Annotated in this window: 17 protein-coding genes; 14 read left to right on the plus strand and 3 right to left on the minus strand. The window is 69.4% G+C overall.

The annotated features are described in order from the left end of the window. From BG90_RS26695 to bcmE, 4 genes are all read left to right on the plus strand, one after another. Positions 1 to 990 carry a thymidylate synthase gene (locus BG90_RS26695; RefSeq protein WP_010108953.1) on the plus strand — a complete coding sequence of 330 codons (990 nt, stop codon included), beginning with the start codon at positions 1 to 3 and terminating at the stop codon, positions 988 to 990. A 22-nt stretch (positions 991 to 1,012) separates the two neighbouring features. After that, entirely contained in the window at positions 1,013 to 1,753 is a 741-nt protein-coding gene (locus BG90_RS26700; RefSeq protein ID WP_010108952.1) for a class I SAM-dependent methyltransferase, read from the plus strand. Positions 1,754 to 1,964: 211 nt separating this feature from the next. After that, positions 1,965 to 2,765 (plus strand): bifunctional hydroxymethylpyrimidine kinase/phosphomethylpyrimidine kinase, encoded by an 801-nt coding sequence (thiD, locus tag BG90_RS26705; RefSeq protein WP_010118734.1) that lies wholly within the window; start codon positions 1,965 to 1,967, stop codon positions 2,763 to 2,765. 64 nt (positions 2,766 to 2,829) lie between these two features. Continuing rightward, positions 2,830 to 4,209: a thiamine pyridinylase gene (bcmE, locus tag BG90_RS26710; protein WP_010108950.1), complete on the plus strand. Its 1,380-nt coding sequence runs from the start codon at positions 2,830 to 2,832 to the stop codon at positions 4,207 to 4,209. A gap of 130 nt (positions 4,210 to 4,339) precedes the next feature. Here the strand turns inward: bcmE and BG90_RS26715 are convergent, their stop codons facing one another. Further along, positions 4,340 to 5,149 (minus strand): SAM-dependent methyltransferase, encoded by an 810-nt coding sequence (locus BG90_RS26715; protein WP_038801487.1) that lies wholly within the window; start codon positions 5,147 to 5,149, stop codon positions 4,340 to 4,342. Positions 5,150 to 6,237: 1,088 nt separating this feature from the next. Here BG90_RS26715 and BG90_RS26725 point away from each other — a divergent pair. The 3 genes from BG90_RS26725 to BG90_RS26735 are packed head-to-tail and all read left to right on the plus strand — an operon-like array spanning position 6,238 to position 9,966. Beyond that, on the plus strand, positions 6,238 to 6,717 hold the full coding sequence (locus BG90_RS26725; protein ID WP_025990224.1) for a hypothetical protein: 480 nt from the start codon (positions 6,238 to 6,240) through the stop codon (positions 6,715 to 6,717). Positions 6,718 to 6,775: 58 nt separating this feature from the next. Continuing rightward, on the plus strand, positions 6,776 to 9,289 hold the full coding sequence (locus BG90_RS26730) for a cation-translocating P-type ATPase (protein ID WP_045568464.1): 2,514 nt from the start codon (positions 6,776 to 6,778) through the stop codon (positions 9,287 to 9,289). 53 nt (positions 9,290 to 9,342) lie between these two features. Continuing rightward, positions 9,343 to 9,966: a hypothetical protein gene (locus BG90_RS26735; protein WP_010108942.1), complete on the plus strand. Its 624-nt coding sequence runs from the start codon at positions 9,343 to 9,345 to the stop codon at positions 9,964 to 9,966. Positions 9,967 to 10,159: 193 nt separating this feature from the next. Here BG90_RS26735 and BG90_RS26740 read toward each other — a convergent pair whose 3' ends face one another. Beyond that, the gene (locus BG90_RS26740; RefSeq protein ID WP_045568465.1) at positions 10,160 to 12,559 is read right to left on the minus strand and encodes an HAD-IC family P-type ATPase; all 2,400 of its coding nucleotides are present in this window, start codon (positions 12,557 to 12,559) and stop codon (positions 10,160 to 10,162) included. Continuing rightward, positions 12,546 to 13,049 (minus strand): hypothetical protein, encoded by a 504-nt coding sequence (locus tag BG90_RS26745; protein WP_232355221.1) that lies wholly within the window; start codon positions 13,047 to 13,049, stop codon positions 12,546 to 12,548. Before BG90_RS26745 ends, BG90_RS26740 begins: the two co-directional genes overlap by 14 nt. A 99-nt stretch (positions 13,050 to 13,148) precedes the next feature. Here BG90_RS26745 and BG90_RS26750 point away from each other — a divergent pair, with 99 nt between their 5' ends. The 7 genes from BG90_RS26750 (at position 13,149) to BG90_RS26780 (ending at position 18,077) form a co-directional block, all read left to right on the plus strand. Next, the gene (locus tag BG90_RS26750; protein ID WP_010103567.1) at positions 13,149 to 13,568 is read left to right on the plus strand and encodes an archease; all 420 of its coding nucleotides are present in this window, start codon (positions 13,149 to 13,151) and stop codon (positions 13,566 to 13,568) included. 13 nt (positions 13,569 to 13,581) lie between these two features. Beyond that, complete coding sequence (locus tag BG90_RS26755; RefSeq protein ID WP_010115327.1) at positions 13,582 to 15,015, plus strand: RtcB family protein; 1,434 nt, start codon at positions 13,582 to 13,584, stop codon at positions 15,013 to 15,015. Between the two features lie 63 nt (positions 15,016 to 15,078). Then, the gene (locus BG90_RS26760; protein WP_010103562.1) at positions 15,079 to 15,333 is read left to right on the plus strand and encodes a hypothetical protein; all 255 of its coding nucleotides are present in this window, start codon (positions 15,079 to 15,081) and stop codon (positions 15,331 to 15,333) included. 121 nt (positions 15,334 to 15,454) lie between these two features. After that, positions 15,455 to 16,153 carry a hypothetical protein gene (locus BG90_RS26765; protein WP_010115325.1) on the plus strand — a complete coding sequence of 233 codons (699 nt, stop codon included), beginning with the start codon at positions 15,455 to 15,457 and terminating at the stop codon, positions 16,151 to 16,153. Between the two features lie 129 nt (positions 16,154 to 16,282). Further along, the gene (locus BG90_RS26770; RefSeq protein WP_010115323.1) at positions 16,283 to 16,582 is read left to right on the plus strand and encodes a GYD domain-containing protein; all 300 of its coding nucleotides are present in this window, start codon (positions 16,283 to 16,285) and stop codon (positions 16,580 to 16,582) included. A 148-nt stretch (positions 16,583 to 16,730) separates the two neighbouring features. After that, positions 16,731 to 17,861, plus strand: a complete 1,131-nt coding sequence (locus tag BG90_RS26775; protein ID WP_010115321.1) for a CapA family protein — start codon at positions 16,731 to 16,733, stop codon at positions 17,859 to 17,861. A gap of 27 nt (positions 17,862 to 17,888) precedes the next feature. Then, the gene (locus BG90_RS26780) at positions 17,889 to 18,077 is read left to right on the plus strand and encodes a hypothetical protein (RefSeq protein ID WP_010103558.1); all 189 of its coding nucleotides are present in this window, start codon (positions 17,889 to 17,891) and stop codon (positions 18,075 to 18,077) included. Positions 18,078 to 18,102 lie beyond the last annotated feature (25 nt).

Genomic DNA, 18,102 nt, shown 5'->3' on the forward strand with positions numbered 1-18,102 from the left:
ATGCTGCGCTATCCGGGTCTCAGCGAGCTCTATCTCGCCACGCTCAGGGACGTCTGCGGCGCGTACGAATACCGGAGCGCGCCGCGCGGGCACGCGGAGCGCGAAATCATCGGCTACGGCGCACGGATCGACGATCCGCGCGCGCGCTTCTGCCGGCACGCCGCGCGCAAGCAGAACGTCGTCTTCAACTACGCCGAGGCGCTGTGGTATCTGTCCGGCCGCAACGATCTCGAGTTCATCGAGCACTACGCGCCTTCGATGGCGCGCTACAGCCCCGACGGCAAGCATCTGCCCGGCACCGGCTACGGCGCGCGGCTGCTGCATTACGGCGAGCGGTCGCTCGATCAGATCGAGCGCGCGGTCGACATCCTGTCGCGCGACGACGCCGAGAGCAAGCGCGTCGTGCTGCAGATCTTCAGCGCCGACGAAGATCTGTACCGGCGCAACATCGATGTGTCGTGCACGCTCGGCTTGCAGTTGCTGCTGCGCGACGGCCGGCTGCACACGGTGGCCTTCATGCGCGCGAACGACGCGTATATCGGGCTCCTGAACGACGTCTTCTCGTTCACGTTCCTCCAGGAGTACGTCGCGTCGCGGCTCGGATGCGAGGTCGGCACGTATTCGCACCACGTCGGCTCGATCCACGTGTACGACGACAACCTGCCGCGCGTGCAGGCGCTCCTCGACGACGCCGAAGCGGCGATCGTCACGGCAGAAGCGCCGCCGCGGATGCCGGCGGGCACCGGCCCCGCGACGATCCGGCGCGTGCTCGACCACGAAAGCCGGATCCGCGCCGGGCGGATGTCGCTCGCCGCGCTGCACGACGTCGATCTCGACCCGTACTGGCGCGACGTGCTCGGCCTGTTCTGGATCTATCGCGAGATCAAGTCCGGCAATCCGCCGCCCGACGACGCGCTCGCGTTCGTCGGCCCGTTCCATCGCGCCTATCTCCTGAACCGCTGGGACATGGCCTCCGCGTCGCTTCAATAACGGACAAGGATCAAGGATATCGATGAAGACCGACTGGACCGAACAGCAGGTTTCGCAGCGCTTCGACGCATACGACGACCGGATCGAGGACCGCTTCGGCTACCGGCCGCTCATCGCCGAGCTGACGGGCGCGCACGGCACGGCGATCCGCGTGCTCGACTACGGCTGCGGCGGCGGCAAGGTGTCGCGGCGGCTGAGGGCGGCGGGCGTCGCGCACGTGACGGGCGTCGACATCGCGACGACGATGATCGACAACGCGAACGCGGCCGGCGCCGACGCGGGTTTGCAGTTCGCGCACATCGACGGGCCGTCGCTGCCGTTCGCCGACGCGAGCTTCGACGCGGCGATCAGCTGCTTCCTGTTCGTCAACATCCCGGAGCGCGCGGAGCTCGCGCGCGTCGCCGCCGAGGTGCTGCGCGTGCTGAAACCGGGCGGCACGTACTACATCCTCGATACGAACCCGCGCACGACCGGCGTGCAGTTCCCGACGTTCCGCAACGGCGAGCCGGGCGCCGTCTATCGCGACGGCGACACGCGTCCGGTGTACCTCGACGTGCCCGGCGAGGGCGTGTTCGGCGTCGTCGACACGCACTGGGACATCTCGACGTACCACCGCACGCTCGAAGAGGCGGGCTTCGCGCTCGCCGCGACGACGGAGCTCGGCTTCAGCGCGGCGGAAGCGGGCGGCGCTCCCGGCGCGTATGCGCACGCCGAAGGCAGCAAGCCGTTCGTGCTGTTCAAGGCGACGAAGCCGCAGCGCTGAAGCGGCGGGCGCGCGCGGCGCGGCGTTCGCCCTGTCGTGCGCGGGGGATCGAACGCCACTGCCGCGCCCAAGCGCCAACCGAAGGCCGCGCGGGAACGGGAAAGCACGCGAGCGTCGCCCGTGCGGCCGATCGCATGAGCGCGCGATGCGGTCCGCCGGCGGGCGCCGCATCGCTCGAATATCCATTAAAAAAGATGAATCACGAGGGAACATGATCGCGAACGTACTGACGATCGCTGGCACCGACCCGACGGGCGGCGCGGGCATTCAGGCCGATCTCAAGGCATTTTCCGCGATGCGCGCGTATGGGATGTCGGCGATCACCGCGGTCGTCGCGCAGAACACGACCGGCGTGCGCAGCTTCCGCGCGCTCGATCCGGCGTTCGTCGCCGACCAGATCGACGCGGTGTTCGACGACGTCGCCGTGCACGCGGTCAAGATCGGCATGATCGCGACGGCGGCGATCGCGGAGGTGGTCGCCGCCGCGCTCGTCAGGCATCGCGCCGCGCCGATCGTGCTCGATCCGGTGATGGTCGCGAAAAGCGGCGACCGGCTGCTCGATCCGGACGCGGTCGACGCGATTCGCGACAGGCTCGTGCCGATCTCGACGCTGATCACGCCGAATCTGCCGGAAGCGGGCGTGCTGCTCGATCGAAGCGAGCCGCGCACGCTGGACGAGATGCATGCGGCGGCGGCCGAGCTGCACGCGCTCGGCCCGCGCTGGGTGCTGCTGAAGGGCGGTCATCTGGCGGGCGAGCGCAGCGTCGACGTGCTGCGCGGCCCGGCGGCGGCGACGGTCGAGCTGTCCGCGCCGCGCGTCGCGACGAAGAACGACCACGGCACCGGCTGCACGCTGTCGGCGGCGATCGCCGCGCTGCTGCCGAGCCATTCGGTCGAGGACAGCGTGTGCCGCGCGAAAGCGTACCTGAGCGACGCGCTCGCCGCGTCCGGCAAGCTCGACGTCGGCCGCGGACACGGGCCCGTCCATCATTTCCACGCGCTATGGCATTGACGCTTCCGCCGCTCGCGGCGCCGAAGCGCATTCACGCACACGACTCATTCGACAAGGATTCATCATGCGTCGCCTCTTGTGCTGTATCACGATCGTCCTGGGCTTCCTGGTCGCCGCGCCGTCCCACGCGGGCGGCGCGGCCGCCGTCCAGCAACTGACGGTCGCGCTGTATCCGTGGGTGCCGCGCGTCGACCAGTTCAAATCCGCGATCGAGACCGAATGGAAGAAAGTGCAGCCGACCGTCGCGCTGCAATTCGTGTCCGCCGACGAATGGGACGGCGGCTACCGGAACAATCCGCCCGAGAACGCCGACGTCTACGTGTACGACGCGATCTTCTTCGATTACTTCCGCAGCCAGAACTGGCTCGAGCCGCTCGCGGCGAACGAGATCCAGAACATCGGCGATTTCCTGCCGTACGCGATAAACGGCGTGAAGGCGGGCGACCGTTACTACAGCATCCCGCAGCTCGGCTGCGCGAACGTGCTGTTCTACCGGAAGGACGACGCGGCGCTCGCGGCCGCGACGACGCTCACGCAAGTGCGCAGCGCGCTCAAGCAGTGCACGTTCACGAGCGAGATTCCGCCCGACAAGCGCGGGCTGATGATCGACATGTCAGGGCGGACGACGAACGCCGCGCTGTATCTCGACGCCGCGCACAGCCGCACGGGCGCGTATCCGCTGCCGCTGCCGTGGAGCGCGAACGACCTGAACGGCGAGGCGGTCGCGAGCCTGCGCTCGCTGATGGCGATGTCGAGCTGGCTGAACGCGACCGCGGAGCTGCCCGGCCAATACGACCGATCGACGTGGTTCAGCGACGGCGACGGACGCGCGGTGATCGGCTATTCGGAATCGATGTCCGCGATGAGCGAAGCGGCGCGGCAGAATCTCGACTTCAAGTTTCTGCCGCTGTCGGACGAGCCGCAGCCGCCGCTCTTCTATGCGGACGTGATCGGCGTGAACACGACGACGCACGCGCGCGGCACGCGCACGCTCGCCGTGCAGCTCGCGAACGTGATCGCCGCGTCGTCGACGATGGTGCAAAGCGTCGGACCGGACCGGAGCGGGGTGCCGCAGTATCTGTTCTCCGCGCGGCGCAGCGTATTGCAGACGCTCGCGCAGCGCTATCCGCTCTATCGGAAGATGGTCGCGCTGATCGATGCGCGCGAGCCGGTGATGTTCAAGATCGATGCGCAGTCGCGCAACTGGCTCGCATCGATGAGCGGGCCGATCGCGCAGAGCGCGCGCACCGGCTATCCGTGCGGCTGCGATGTCGACACCGCGCTGCCGATCGCCGACTATCGCGGCGCGCAGGCCGTGTGTCCGACCGTCTGCGCGGCGCAGGGCGGCTGGAACGGTCAGTGGACCAATCAGTCGCCCGCGGCGCCCGCCGGCACGTCCGCGTGCGGCTGCAACGCGTGCGCGACGTCGACCTCCGCGAAATAGCCGAGCGCGCTCGCGATCCGCATCGATCGTTCCGGCCGCGCGAAGCCGTGACACGGGGCGTCCGGCCGGACCGATGCGGCGGATCGGGCGCCCGGCGCGCGCAGCGCCGGCCCTTTGGCGGCGCGCGCGTCTATAGTTGCGCCCACGCGCACATCTGCCCGAAGGATTCGACCTGAGCGCGAGATTCGTAGATTTCGCACTGCAGATCCCCGCTCAGCCGGTCGAACTCGATCCGCTTGCCGCCGCCGAGCAGCGTCCATTCGGGATCGGTGGACAGCGCCCGCAGGATTTCCGCATGCCACGAACTGAGCTTCGTGGCCGTTCCTCCGTCGACCGGAATCTCGTATGACATCTTCGGCAGCGGCAGCCCCGCGGTCGCGAACAGCTTGACCATCCGGTGCGCGACGTCGAATGACGGGAACATCCGCTTGCAGCGATCGAGAATTTCCATCGCAACCGAGTCCCACAGGTTGATGGGCGGCATCGACATCGGCTTGCGGAGGAAGTCGGGCTCGTGGAACGCGATGAATCCGCCCGGCTTCACGAAGCGCGCCGCGTGGCGGATGAACTCCGCGACGTGCAACTGATGCATCAGCACGCATCGGGCGATCACGACGTCGAAGCTGTGCACGCCCTCGACCTGATCGAGACCGCATGCGCGAAAGCGGATGTTGTGCAGCCTCGCGCGCTCCGCGTTGGCGGTCGCCGCGTCGATCGCGATGTCGCTCTGGTCGATCGCGACGACGGTGCCGGTCGGGCCGACCATCTCGGCCGCCAGCATGCTGACGCCGCCTGTCCCGCAGCCGATGTCGAGCACGCGCATCGAAGGCCGAAGGCGCGCGGATTCGAGCAGACGCCGCGTGATCGGCTTCAGCATCTCCGACTGGAAGTCCAGTCGGCGAAGTTCTATGGGGGAGTGACCCAATACATATTTGGACATTGTTCGTTCGATCTCCTCTTGACGATTTGCAGTCGATCGCGGAAGCGCGTCGGGCGTTGCATGCCGCATGTCGTTTGTGCGATGCGCATCCGCCCGCCGCGAACGGCCCGCGACGACGCGCGCATTGGTCAGGACGGCGCCCGTGCCGCTCGGCCGAAGCCGCTGCGCGAAGCCGCCTCGCGTGATCGGCGGGCCGGCGTCGCGGCGCCACGAAGGCCATTGCGACTGCGCAAGCGATCGGCATGCAGCGGCGGTATCGAACGCGATGCGCGAGTGCATCGTACGCGCTCGACACACATCCCGGACGATCGTTCACGGGTGGAGCGCGGCAAGCCGCACGCGCGCGACTGCAACGCGACGCACACGGACGCCTCGATTTGCCGGTCGGCGGATCGGCGGAGCTTCGCGAAACGGCGATCGGGATCGTTCAGGATCCGGCCGCATTTCAGGCACGCCAATGTGCCGATACAGTTTTCGAACCGATGCGACCGTTCTTTTCATACCGTGCGTATTCGCCGCGGAGCGCACGCCGGAACGCACGCGATTCGCAGCGAATCCTGCTTTGATAGCACGCGGATTCCTTGGCGAAAAGCACGAAGCTTCGGAGGTCGCTCGTCGTCCGAACGATCGACGCGGCGGCCTGCGAGCGCATGTATTGAACAACGGGCAACGCCGATCGACGCGTCGGTCAATACGCGCGAGATTTGTTTCGGCGACTTAATAGATATGCGTCGCTGCCGGCCCGCATGCCGGTGCGGACATTCGAGTCGCCTATCGTCACGATCGACGAAGGCGGTGAATGAGACGATCCCGCGCGTGGCGTGGGCGCTCAACGACGGGCCGAGCGCCAAACGAATGCGATGCAAGCGCGCCGCAGATGGTTTCTGCGATCCGCGCGATCCTCGCAGACGAAGGCCGGCGACCCGCGAACCCGGCGCCGATGCGCATCACGCCGGCGCAACCGCGCTTGCGACCCCCTTGACCTGCATCAACCCGGCAATCACCAGCGAACCGCATTCTTTTGACCAGCGAAACAGTGCGCGCCGAACGGACGTGTGCATCTTCGCCGTCCAAATGGAGGAACCGCCATGCGAAACACTGTTCATCGAGCGATGCGCGTCGTCGCAACCGTCGTCGCCTTCGCCGCATTCGGCTCGGCGGCCGTCGCGAGCGAAACGCTCGAACCCGCCACGCAAAACGGCATCGCCTATCTGACGGGCGGCGTCGGGCAGGACGAAGTCGACGCGTTCCGCGCGGCCGCGCCGAAATACAACCTGCGCGTCATGTTCGCGTCGCGTAACGGCGAATACCTGTCCGACGTCGACGTCACGATTCGCGCCGCATCGGCGCAGCCCGTGCTGATCGTCCACACGACAGGCCCGTTCCTGTACGCGCGGCTGCCGGCCGGGCAGTACCGGATCGACGCGCACTACGGCGGCGCCGAGCAGCGCCGCAGCGTGCGCGTGCCCGCGCGCGGCGGCGTCCACGTCGATTTCCGCTGGGCCGAACCCGATCGCCGCAGCGCGGCGCAGATCTGCAACCCATGCCCCGGCAAGCGTCAGCCATGAGCGGCGCCCGGCCGGCGCCGACGTGCCGGCCGGCCAGCGCGCGCCAGGCCGCGTTCGCATGAGCACGGATCCGGCCGCGCATCGCGCGCGCGCCGGCATGCCCGATGCGGCCGAGCCGGCCGGCGACGCGTGGCGCCGCACGCCGCCCGGCGGCCTGTCGAGCGCGCAGGCAGCCGAGCTGCGCGCGCGCTTCGGCCCGAACGCGGTCGATGCGGGCGGCCGGCACGGCTGGTGGCGCACGTCGGTCGACGTGCTGCGCGAGCCGATGCTGCTCCTGCTGCTCGGCGCGGGCGCCGTCTATCTGGCGCTCGGCGAGTTGCCGGACGCGCTGACGCTGCTCGCGTTCGTCGCCGCGATCGCCGCGCTGACGATCGTGCAGAGCCAGCGCACGGCGGGCGTGCTCGCCGCGCTTCGCGCGCTGTCCGCGCCGCGCGCCGACGTGATGCGCGACGGCGAGCGACGGCTCGTCTCGGCGACCGAGCTCGTGCCGGGCGACCTGCTGTGGATCGCCGAAGGCGCGCGCGTGCCGGCCGACGGCTGGCTCGTCGACGCGCACGAGCTGAGCACCGACGAATCGCTGCTGACGGGCGAGTCGGTGCCGGTCGACAAGGCCGCCGCGCGGCCCGACGCGCCGACACCCGACGAAACCGCGTGCCGCCTTTACTTCGGCTCGATGGTCGTGCGCGGGCAGGGGCGGATGATCGTCACCGACACCGGGCCGCGCACGGCGCTCGGCCGGATCGGCAAGTCGCTGACCGGCATCGCGAGCGCGCCGTCGCCGCTGCAGCGCGACGCGCGAGCGCTCGCGAACCGGATCGCGCTCGTCGCGCTCGGGCTGTGCATCGCGCTCGTCGCCGTCTATCGCTGGCGCTCGGGCGATTGGCTGCCCGGCGTGCTCGCGGGGATCACGCTCGCGATGGGCATCTTTCCCGAGGAAATTCCGGTCGTGATGACCGTGTTCATGGCGCTCGGCGCACGCCGCATCGCCGACGAAGGGATGCTGACGCGGCGCATGAGCGCGATCGAGGCGCTCGGGCAGACGTCGGTGCTGTGCGTCGACAAGACGGGCACGCTGACACAGAACCGGATGACGGTGCGCGCGCTGTTCGCGAACGGCGAGCGATGGACGCTCGGCGACGACGCGGTCGACATCGGCGAGCCATTTCACGAACTGCTCGAATATCTGGTGCTCGCGAGCGAGATCGAGCCCGTCGATCCGATGGAACGCGCGTTTCAGCGCGCGGGCCGGCAATGCCTGGCGGACACCGAGCATCTGCACGACGACTGGTCGCTCGTCCAGGAATACGCGCTGACGCCGGAGCTGCCCGCGATGTCGCACGTGTGGCGCGCGCCGCGGCTCGAACATTGCCCGGTCGCGTGCAAGGGCGCGCCCGAGGCGATCTTTTCGCTGTGCCATCTCGACGACGCGACGGCGCGCGCGCTGCTCGCGCAGGCCGAGCGGATGGCCGCGCGCGGGCTGCGCGTGCTCGGCGTCGCGCGGGCCGCGCACGCGCGCGGCGAGTGGCCCGCGCGGCAGCATGACTTCGACTTCCGTTTCGTCGGCCTCGTCGGATTGATCGACACGGTGCGCGCCGAAGTGGCCGACGCAATCGCGACCTGCCGCGCGGCCGGCATCCGCGTCGTGATGATCACGGGCGATTATCCGTCGACCGCGCGCGCGGTCGCGGGCGAAGTCGGCATCGACGCCCATGCGGTCGTCACGGGCGACGAGCTCGCCGCGATGAACGACGCGGCGCTCGACGAGGCCGTCGAGCGCGTCGACGTGTTCGCGCGCGTGCGGCCGGACCAGAAGCTGCGCCTCGTCGCCGCGCTCGAGCGCGGCGGGCGGGTCGTCGCGATGACGGGCGACGGCGTCAACGACGCGCCCGCGCTGAAGGCCGCGCACGTCGGCATCGCGATGGGGCTGCACGGCGCCGAGGTCGCGCGCGAGGTCGCCGCGCTCGTGCTGCTGCGCGACGATTTCACGCCGATCGTGTCGGCGATCCGCCAGGGCCGGCGCATCTACGCGAACCTGATGCAGGCGCTCGGCTATACGGTCGCCGTCCATCTCCCGATGATCGCCGCGGTGATGGTGCCCGCGCTGCTCGGCTGGCCCGCGATGCTCGCGCCGCTGCACATCGTGTCGCTGCAGCTCGTGATCGATCCGGCGTGCTCGCTCGTGTTCGAGAACGAGCCCGCCCGCGCCGACGCGATGCGCGTGCCGCCGCGGCCGCAGCACGTGCGGCTGTGGTCGTCGCCGCTCGTCATGCAGGGCGCGGTGGCGGGCGCGCTCGCGGCGGCCGTCGTCGTCGGCCTGTACGCGCTGCTGCTCGAGCGCAACGGCGATCCGGCGTTCGCACGCACCTGCGCGTTCGCCGCGCTCGTCGCCGCCAACGTCGGCCTGATCTTCGTCGTCCGGGCGCTCGCGGGCGGCACGCGCGCGCAGACGCCTTTCGCGGGCAACCGGTATCTGTGGGCGGTGCTCGCGCTCGCCGCGTGCGGGCTGCTGTTGCTGCTTGCGATCCCCAAGCTGGCGTCGCTGTTCGGCCTCGTGCCGCTGCTCGCGCGCTGACGGCGCGCGTCCGGGCCCGCGGCGTTTCGGAACCGATCCGAGGAATCACGTCCATGTCAGCCGTTATCGCGCTGTTCGTCACGATCCTGCTGTTGAACCTCGCGCCGGCGTTCGCGCCGCCGACGTGGATGGCGATGTCCTGGCTCGGCTTCAGCCGGCCAGACGACGATCCGCTGCTGATGGCAATCGTCGCGGCGACCGCGGCGACGATCGGCCGGCTGATGCTCGCGAAGGCGTCGCGCGCGCTCGTCCGCGGACGCCTGATGAGCGACGCGGACCGCCGCAACGTCGACGTCGCGAAGGCGTGGATCGAGAAGCGGCGGCGCGTCACCGCATGGGTGCTGCTCGCCTACGCGTTCAGTCCGCTGCCGTCGAACCATCTGTTCATCGCATATGGCCTGACCGGTCTGCCGCTGCGCCTGATCGGCGTGCCGTTCTTCTTCGGGCGGCTCGCGAGCTACACGCTCTGGGCGTCGCTCGGCCAGTTCACGCACGACTACGTCGAGCCGGAAACGAATCTCGGCGGCGCGTATTTCGGCATCTACTTCGCGGTGTCGCAGCTCGCGTTTCTCGCGCTCGTCTACGCGTTCGCGAAGGTCGATTGGCCGTATCTGCAGCGCCGGCGCAGGATTTGCTTCAGGCGCGCGGGGAACGACGAGGGCGAAGCGAACAGGTGAGGGCGCGGCGGGTTCGATCGCCGCGTGAACGGGCGAGGCCGGACGGATTGGTCGCGCGCCGGACGGAAAGCGGGGACTGCGAGCGCCGGCGTCGACATGCGTTGCCCAACGGGCGATGGAAGCAACGTGTGTGTCATGCGTGATCCATTCCCACCGTGTGATGCCGCGGCGCATGTGCACAAGCACGCCGACGTCAAGACGGCCGATGCGCGCCCGGTCGCGTCCGCCCGCCGGGCGCGCCGCTTGCATGGCTCGCGTGCGACGCTGCGCGATCGAGCCATCCGAGCGCAACCCCCTTGAGCAGCTCCAGCGCGATCGCGAACCCGATCGTCGCGACCAGCACCGCCGCGATGATCCGTGGCGCGAGCGGCGCCATCAGCGTGCCGCTCGTCGTCAGTACGACGGCGAGCGCGACGTCGACGAGCGAAGAGGCGAAGAGCAGCGACCCCGGCCGTGCCCGCTGCAATCGCCGGCGATCACGGATCACGTAGACGACCGCCTGGCTGTCGAACACGAGCGTGACGAACGCGAGGCTGCGCAGCGCGTCGACGGGCAGTGCATAGCGGAAATGCGCGACCGCCATCACCGCCGAGCCGAACGCGCATTGGCACAGGCCGATCGCCGCGGCGGCCAGCGTGATCCGCCGCATCCGCCACGCGTCGGGCGACGCGGACGGCGTCACGCGATCGGTCGTCAACGCCATCGTGATGAAGTCGCCGGTGATGAGGAGCAGCGCCATCAGCATCGGCGTCAAGAGCGCGTGCCCCGTCATCAGGACGCCCGCCGCCAGGAACAGCACGAGATGGATTTTCTTCGCGAGCGCGTTCAGCGCATACGTCGTCAGGCGCTCGAACGCGCAGCGACCCTCGACGATCGCGGCGACGATGCCGTCGAGCCCCGGCTTCGTCAGCACGATCGCGGCCGCCTTCTTTGCGACGTCGGTCGCGGTCGACACCGCAACGCCGGCCTGCGCTTGCCGCAGCGCGGGCGCGTCGTTGACGCCGTCGCCGCACATCGCGACGACGTGCCCGTCGTCCTGGAACGCCTTCACCAGATGGAACTTGTCTTCCGGCAGCACTTCCGCGTAGACGTCGACGTCGTTCGGCGGACGCCGTGACCGGTTCACGTTCGCCGGCGTCGCGACGCCGGCGCCGAGCCCGACTGCGCGTGCGACGACGCGCGCCGTCGCCGCCGTGTCGCCCGTGACCATCACCGGGCGCACGCCCATCGTGCGCAATTGCGCGACGAGCGGCGCGGAATCGGCGCGCGGCGGATCGCCTAGGCCCACGTAGCCGACGATCTCGACGGGGCCGCCGTCGCGTCCGGCCGCGACGGCGAGCACGCGCAGGCCGCTTTGCGCGAGCGCGTCGACCGAGGCGGTGTCGACCTGCGCGCCGGCGGCGGCGGCGACCGCCGCGGGCGCACCCTTCAGCACGCGCAGCGTTCGCCCGTCGCCGACATCCACGCACGCGTCGGCAATCCGCCGGCCCGGGTCGAACGGCGTGAAGCGCACGACGCGCGCGCCCGCGAGCGCCGGCGACGGCCGCTCCGCGCTCGCGCGCCGGATCGCCGCGTCGACGGCGTCCGCCGATCCTTCGGCGCTCGCGAGCGCCGCGTAGGCGAGCACGTCGTCCTCGCTCGCGTTCGGCGACACCGCGCGCACCGCGTCGACGCGCACCGCATTCGCAGTCAGCGTGCCGGTCTTGTCGACGCAAAGCACGTCGACGGCCGCCGCCTCGTGCAGCGCCGACAGGCGCGTCAGCAAGACGCCGCCGCGCGCGAGACGCTGCGCGCCGAGCGCGGCGGCAAGCGTGAAAGTCGCCGGCAGCGCGACGGGAATCGAAGCGAGAATCGCCGTCAGCACGAGCGGCAGAATGCGCGGCAGCGGCATGTCGGCCGCGTGCGCGTACAGCACGAGCGCGACGACGATCGCGGCGTTCACCGCCGCGAGATTGCGCACGGCCGCGACGATCGCGCGCTGCTCGCTGCTGTCGCTGCCCGCGATCCGCACGAGCTCGGCGGTGCGGCCGAAGTAGGTGCGCGCGCCGGTGGCCGTCACTTCGGCGACCGCGGCGCCCTGGCGCACGAGCCCGCCCGCGTAGGCGGGCGCGCGCGCCGCCGCTTCGACGGGCGCCGATTCGCCGGTGAGCGTCGACTGGTCGAGCAGCACGGCGCCGCTGATGATCCGGACGTCGGCCGGCACGATGGCGCCGAGCGTCAGCTTCACGGCATCGCCGGGCACGATCGACGCGGCCGGGACGCGGGTCCATCGGCCGTCGCGCCTGACCGACGCGGCCGGCGCGAGCCGCGCCTTCAGTACGTCCAGCACGCCGGCCGCGCGCGCTTCCTGAAACAGGCTGAGCGCGACGTTGAAGATCAGGAGCGCACCGATGATGGTCGCCTCGAGCCGCTCGCCGATGATCAACTGCAGCACGATCGCCGCTTCGAGCATCCACGGGATCGGCGCCCAGAAGTGCGCGACGATGCGTCGCGACAGCGGCACGCGCGGCTCGGCGACTTCGTTCGCGCCGAATTGCGCGAGGCGCTGCGCGGCTTGGGTACTCGTCAGGCCTGGCGGATCATCGGCAATCATCGTGGCGGCTCGGCGATGCGTTTGCGTCGCGGCGTCGCGGTCGCGCGCATCTCGCGAACGCAAACGCAAAAGAAGGCGAGGCGCCGGACGGGCCGCGTGCGACTTCGATGTCGGCTTCGGCCTTGGCTTCGATGACGACTGCGGCTTCGGCTTCGGCGTCTGGACTCCGATCGGTCGAACGCAACGCGCGCCCCGGCGGTCGACGAGCCTCCGCACGGCATTCGCTGCGGCCGAACGCGGGCCAACGGCGAGTGTCGATGCTTCGTCGCGTCATCACGCCCGACGCGACGACGAATCGCACCGCAATCGACGGCGCGCCGGCCCGTCGCATCGCCGCGCGGTCGACATGCGCCGGCCGGCTAGCGAACGCAGGCGGCAGCGGGGTCTCGATGTTCGGCTCGCGCGGCTGCAAGATGGCCTCCCGGTCGACGATCCGTCGTCGCGGTTCGATTCTGAATGCGGCCACGGGGCGGCGATTGACGCAGGTCAAAGCCCATCCGGGCGCAACACCTAGGCTAGTTTCGCATGCGATCGATGCGGCGAGCCGGCGAACATTCGGCATTGCGCGCCGATCGAGGAGCGAAGCGAAGTGACCGCACTTTGGGAACATTTCCAGCATGGCGCGGATATCGGCGTGCGCGGCGTCGGCGAGACGCTCGCGCAGGCCTACGAGCAGGCCGCGCTCGCGCTGACGGCGATCGTCGCGAATCCCGCGTCGGTGCGGCCGCTGCGCGCGTTCGAGCTCGCCTGCGCGGAGACCGACCGCGAGCTGCTGCTCGTCGACTGGCTCAACGCAATCGTCTACGAAATGGCGGTACGCAAGATGCTCTTCAGCCATTTCGACGTGACGCTCGCCGACGACGGCCTGCGCGCGCACATCGCGGGCGAGCCGGTCGATGTCGCGCGGCATCGTCCGGCCGTCGAGCCGAAGGGCGCGACCTACACGGCGCTGCGCGTGGACCGGCTCGACGACGGCGCGTGGATCGCGGAATGCGTCGTCGACGTCTGAACGGAGCCTGCCGATGGACCTGACTCGGCTGGAGCAGCACGGCGAGTTCGAATGGCGCATTCCGCCGACGGGCGGCATGCGCGTGCCCGGCATCGTCTATGCGGACCGCAAGCTGATCGGCGACATGGACCAGAAGGTGTACGAACAGGTCTGCAACGTCGCGACGCTGCCGGGCATCGTCGCCGCGTCGTTCGCGATGCCGGACGCGCACTGGGGATACGGCTTCCCGATCGGCGGCGTCGCGGCGTTCGATGCGCACGCGGGCGGCGTGATCTCGGCGGGCGGGGTCGGTTTCGACATCTCGTGCGGCGTGCGCACGTTGCATACGGGGCTTGCGCGCGAGGACATCGACGCAGTGAAAGGAAAGCTCGCCGACGCGCTGTTCACGCACATCCCGGCGGGCGTCGGCAGCACCGGGCGGCTCAGACTGTCGGCCGCGAAAACGGACGACATGCTGACGGGCGGCGCCGCGTGGGCCGTCAAGCAGGGCTACGGGACGCCGCTCGATCTCGAGCGCATCGAGGAGGGCGGCGTGATGCGGCACGCGAAGCCGTCCGCGGTGTCGGCGCTCGCGAAGAAGCGCCAGCGCGACGAGATGGGCACGCTCGGCTCCGGCAACCACTATCTCGAAGTGCAGGAGATCGCCGACATCTACGATCCGGCGTGCGCGCAGCGCTACGGACTGCAGCGCGGGCAGGTCGTCGTGACGATCCACTGCGGATCGCGCGGGCTCGGACACCAGATCGGCACCGAATTCCTGAAGGAGATGGTGATCGCCGCGAAAAGCCACGGCATCGCGCTGCCCGACCGCGAGCTCGCGTGCGCGCCGATTCTGTCGGATCTCGGCGAGCGCTATCTGGGCGCGATGCGCGCGGCGATCAACTGCGCGCTCGCGAACCGGCAGATCCTCACGCATCTGACCCGGGAAGTCTTCGAGAAGGTGCTGCCGGCCGCGCAACTGACCCTGCTTTACGACGTGTCGCACAACACGTGCAAGGTCGAAGAGCACGTGATCGACGGTCGCCGCCGGCAGCTCTACGTCCATCGCAAGGGCGCGACGCGCGCGTTCGGACCCGGCCATCCGGCGCTGCCCGACGCGCTGCGCGACGCCGGCCAGCCGGTGCTGATCGGCGGTAGCATGGGAACAGCGTCGTACATCCTCGCCGGCGCGGATGCGGCGGGCGGCGAACGCGCGTTCGGCTCCGCGTGCCACGGCGCGGGCCGCAGCATGAGCCGCTTCGCGGCCGCACGGCGCTGGCGCGGCCGGGCGCTCGTCGACGAGCTCGCGAGCCGCGGCATCCTGATCCGCAGCCCGTCGGACCGCGGCGTCGCCGAGGAGGCGCCGGGCGCGTACAAGGATGTCGGCGCGGTCGTCGACGCGGCCGCTGAGGCCGGGCTCGCGCGCAAGGTCGCGCGGCTCGTGCCGATCGTCTGCATCAAGGGTTGACGCGATGCGTCGACCCGGAGCGAAACGAGCGACCTCAACCGGAACGGGAGAAAAGCCATGTCCATGAAGCTCAATTCCGCATCGCACCCCGCCAGTGCGACCGAAATTCGCGACATCGTCGGGCCGATCGAAGACGACGTCATCGCGAAGATCCTCGAAATCGAACCGACGAGCACCGAGGTGCTCGATGCATACACGTGGTTCAGATCCGACGAACGCCTGCAGTTCCGCCTCGATCGCGAACCGCATGGCCGGACCGCACGCGTGGTCGAGATACTGGAGCGCGAGGAGCCGGACGGCGACGACATGCGCCAGTGAATCCGCGCATTCGAATGCGGCGCGAGTGGGGCGGACGCAAGCGCACCGCGCCCGCGCCGCACGAATGCATTTGCGATTGCGACAAACTCAGTCATCGTCGGGAACAGGCAGGCGAATCGTCATGGTCAAGGTGAACCGCAACTTTCGGACCATGTCCGCCGGACCGCCGGCAACGCCTCCCGCCGCCCGCGGGCAGGCGCCCGGCAAGCCGCCGCGCCAGCGGGCGCTGCGGGCGTTCCTGTCCGCGCGCGTCGGCGCCGAATGGGCTTCGGTGCGCGCGGAACTCGCGCACCGCTTCCCCGAGCAGCCCGACGTTCCGGCCGACCTCGTGGCGACGCATACGTCGTCGAAGCACGGGCGCGTTCGCGTCCACGCCGCGCACGGCGTCGTCGTCGCGCTCGAGGACGCGAACTGCGCGTTCTACGTCCATCCGGAGCTCGGCACGCTGATGCGCAACGCCGCGCTCGCGTCGCGCGTGCAGCGCGAGAAGGAACGCGAAGCGCGCCGTGTGGAGGAACTGCACGCGCGGATGCGTCCGGTGTCCGCGCACACGCAGGCGCACAAGATCGGACCCGCATGGTATCTGGTCGAACTCGACTATCTGCCGTTTCCGCGCCGAGAAGCCGCCGATACGGGCGCGCGTCATGCGCACGAGCACGAGACCGTGTTCGACGCGGTGCTGGGCCGCGTCGTCGATGCGTCGGACCGCTTCGACCTCGAGCACATTTACGGACGGCGCGGCGTGTACGGTGCACGCAAGCGCGAGCTGTCGTACCGCGAGCTGCGCGATCTCGGCTTGCTTTCGTCAGTCAAGACTTGACGGACGGATGGGCCCCCGGAAGGGACGACGCATGATGCGCGGACACGTCCGGACCTTGATCGTAATCAATGGATGCCCGATCCGATGCGCAATGCTTGAACGTATCGATGAGCGTGCAAGGAGACGACTATGCCGGACTTCGTACTGTTGACGCGTTTGTCTCCGGAGGGACTGAAATCGCCGTCGAGCATGGAGACGCTCGAGAAACGCGCGGTCAAGGAAATCGAGGAAGCGTGCCCGGGCATCGAATGGCGGCACAGCTACGCGATCCTCGGGCCATACGATTATCTCGACGTGTTTTCCGCGCCGGACATCGAGACGGCGTTCAAGGTGTCGGCGATCCTGCGCACGCTCGGACGCTCGCACGCCGAAGTATGGGCCGCGACCGAATGGCGCGCGTTCAAGGCAATCATCGAATCGATCGGCTGATCGCGGCCGATTGAAGCCGATCGATTGAAGCAGGCCGATGCGGGAGAGGCGCAGCCGACCGCTGCGCGACGGCCCGCATCGCCTAACGAGTGGCGAATGGCCGTTTCATTGGAGGAGCGCGAGCCGGATCGGTCCGCGCGTTGATGCGATGAATGAAGCCGACGGCACGCGCGACGCTCGCGTGCGCCTTTTCCTCTGCGGAGACGTGATGACGGGCCGCGGCATCGACCAGATCCTGCCGCACCCGTGCGATCCTCAGCTGTACGAATGCTATTGCCGGTCGGCGCGCGACTACGTGCGCCTGGCCGAGCTCGCAAACGGCAAGCTGCCCGTGTGCGTCGACTACGCGTATCCGTGGGGCGACGCGCTCGCGGAGCTCGACCGTGTGCAGCCGCACGCGCGGATCATCAATCTGGAGACCGCGGTCACGACGAGCGACGACCATTGGCCGGACAAATCGGTGCTATATCGGATGCATCCGCGCAACATCGACTGCGTGTCGAGCGCGCGCATCGACTGTTGCGTGCTCGCGAACAATCATTCGCTCGACTGGGGGCGCGCCGGCCTCGCCGACACGCTGGAGACGCTGCATCAGGCCGGCATCCGGACCACCGGCGCAGGCGACGACGACGCGCGCGCGGCCGAGCCGGCCACGCTCGACCTGCCGGGCGGACGCCGAATCTGCGTCTACGCGTACGCGGTCGAGACGAGCGGCGTGCCGCCGTCGTGGGCCGCGACCGCACGGCGCAGCGGCCTGAACTATCTGGCGAATCTGTCGTCCGAGCGCGCGACGCTGATCGGCGAACGGATCGCCGCGCAGCGACGCGCGGGGGATCTCGTCGTCGTTTCGCTCCATTGGGGCGGCAACTGGAGATTCGAGATCGGCGACGACGAGCACGCGTTCGCGCACCGGCTGATCGACACGGGCGCGGCCGACATCGTCTATGGCCATTCGTCGCACCACGTCAAAGGCGTCGAGATATACCGCGGGCGGCTGATTCTCTACGGCTGCGGCGATTTTCTGAACGACTACGAAGGCATCCACGGCCATCAGCAATTTCGGCCCGATCTCACGCTGATGTACTTTCCGGTGCTCGACGCGGACAGCGGAGCGCTCGTCGAACTGTCGGCGGTGCCGATGCAGATTCGCAACCTGCGGCTGCAGCACGCGCCCGCCGAAGCGAAGACCTGGCTGCACGCGGTGCTCGAGCGCGAAAGCCGGAGGTTCGGCACGCATGTGTCGGCGTGCGATGCCGATGCGCTGCATCTGCATTGGTGAGACGGCTTCGGTGGATGTGCGTCGCAAATGCGTCGAGGCACGGCGCGGCCGAGCTTCGACGCGATCGTCGGGCGGTTGCAGCGCGATCGTCTGCCGTTCGTTCCGATCCTGGCGACATCCAATTCCGGCGCCGGTCACTCGCGTATTTCGCGTGCGATCGAGCGGGCCGGGGCCAATCGCAGCGCGCCGATATCGACCGACGAGCATCGTCCATGAACCGGCATGGCATCGCTCGGCCCAT

This window comes from Burkholderia oklahomensis C6786, from assembly GCF_000959365.1.
Taxonomy (GTDB): Bacteria; Pseudomonadota; Gammaproteobacteria; order Burkholderiales; family Burkholderiaceae; genus Burkholderia; species Burkholderia oklahomensis.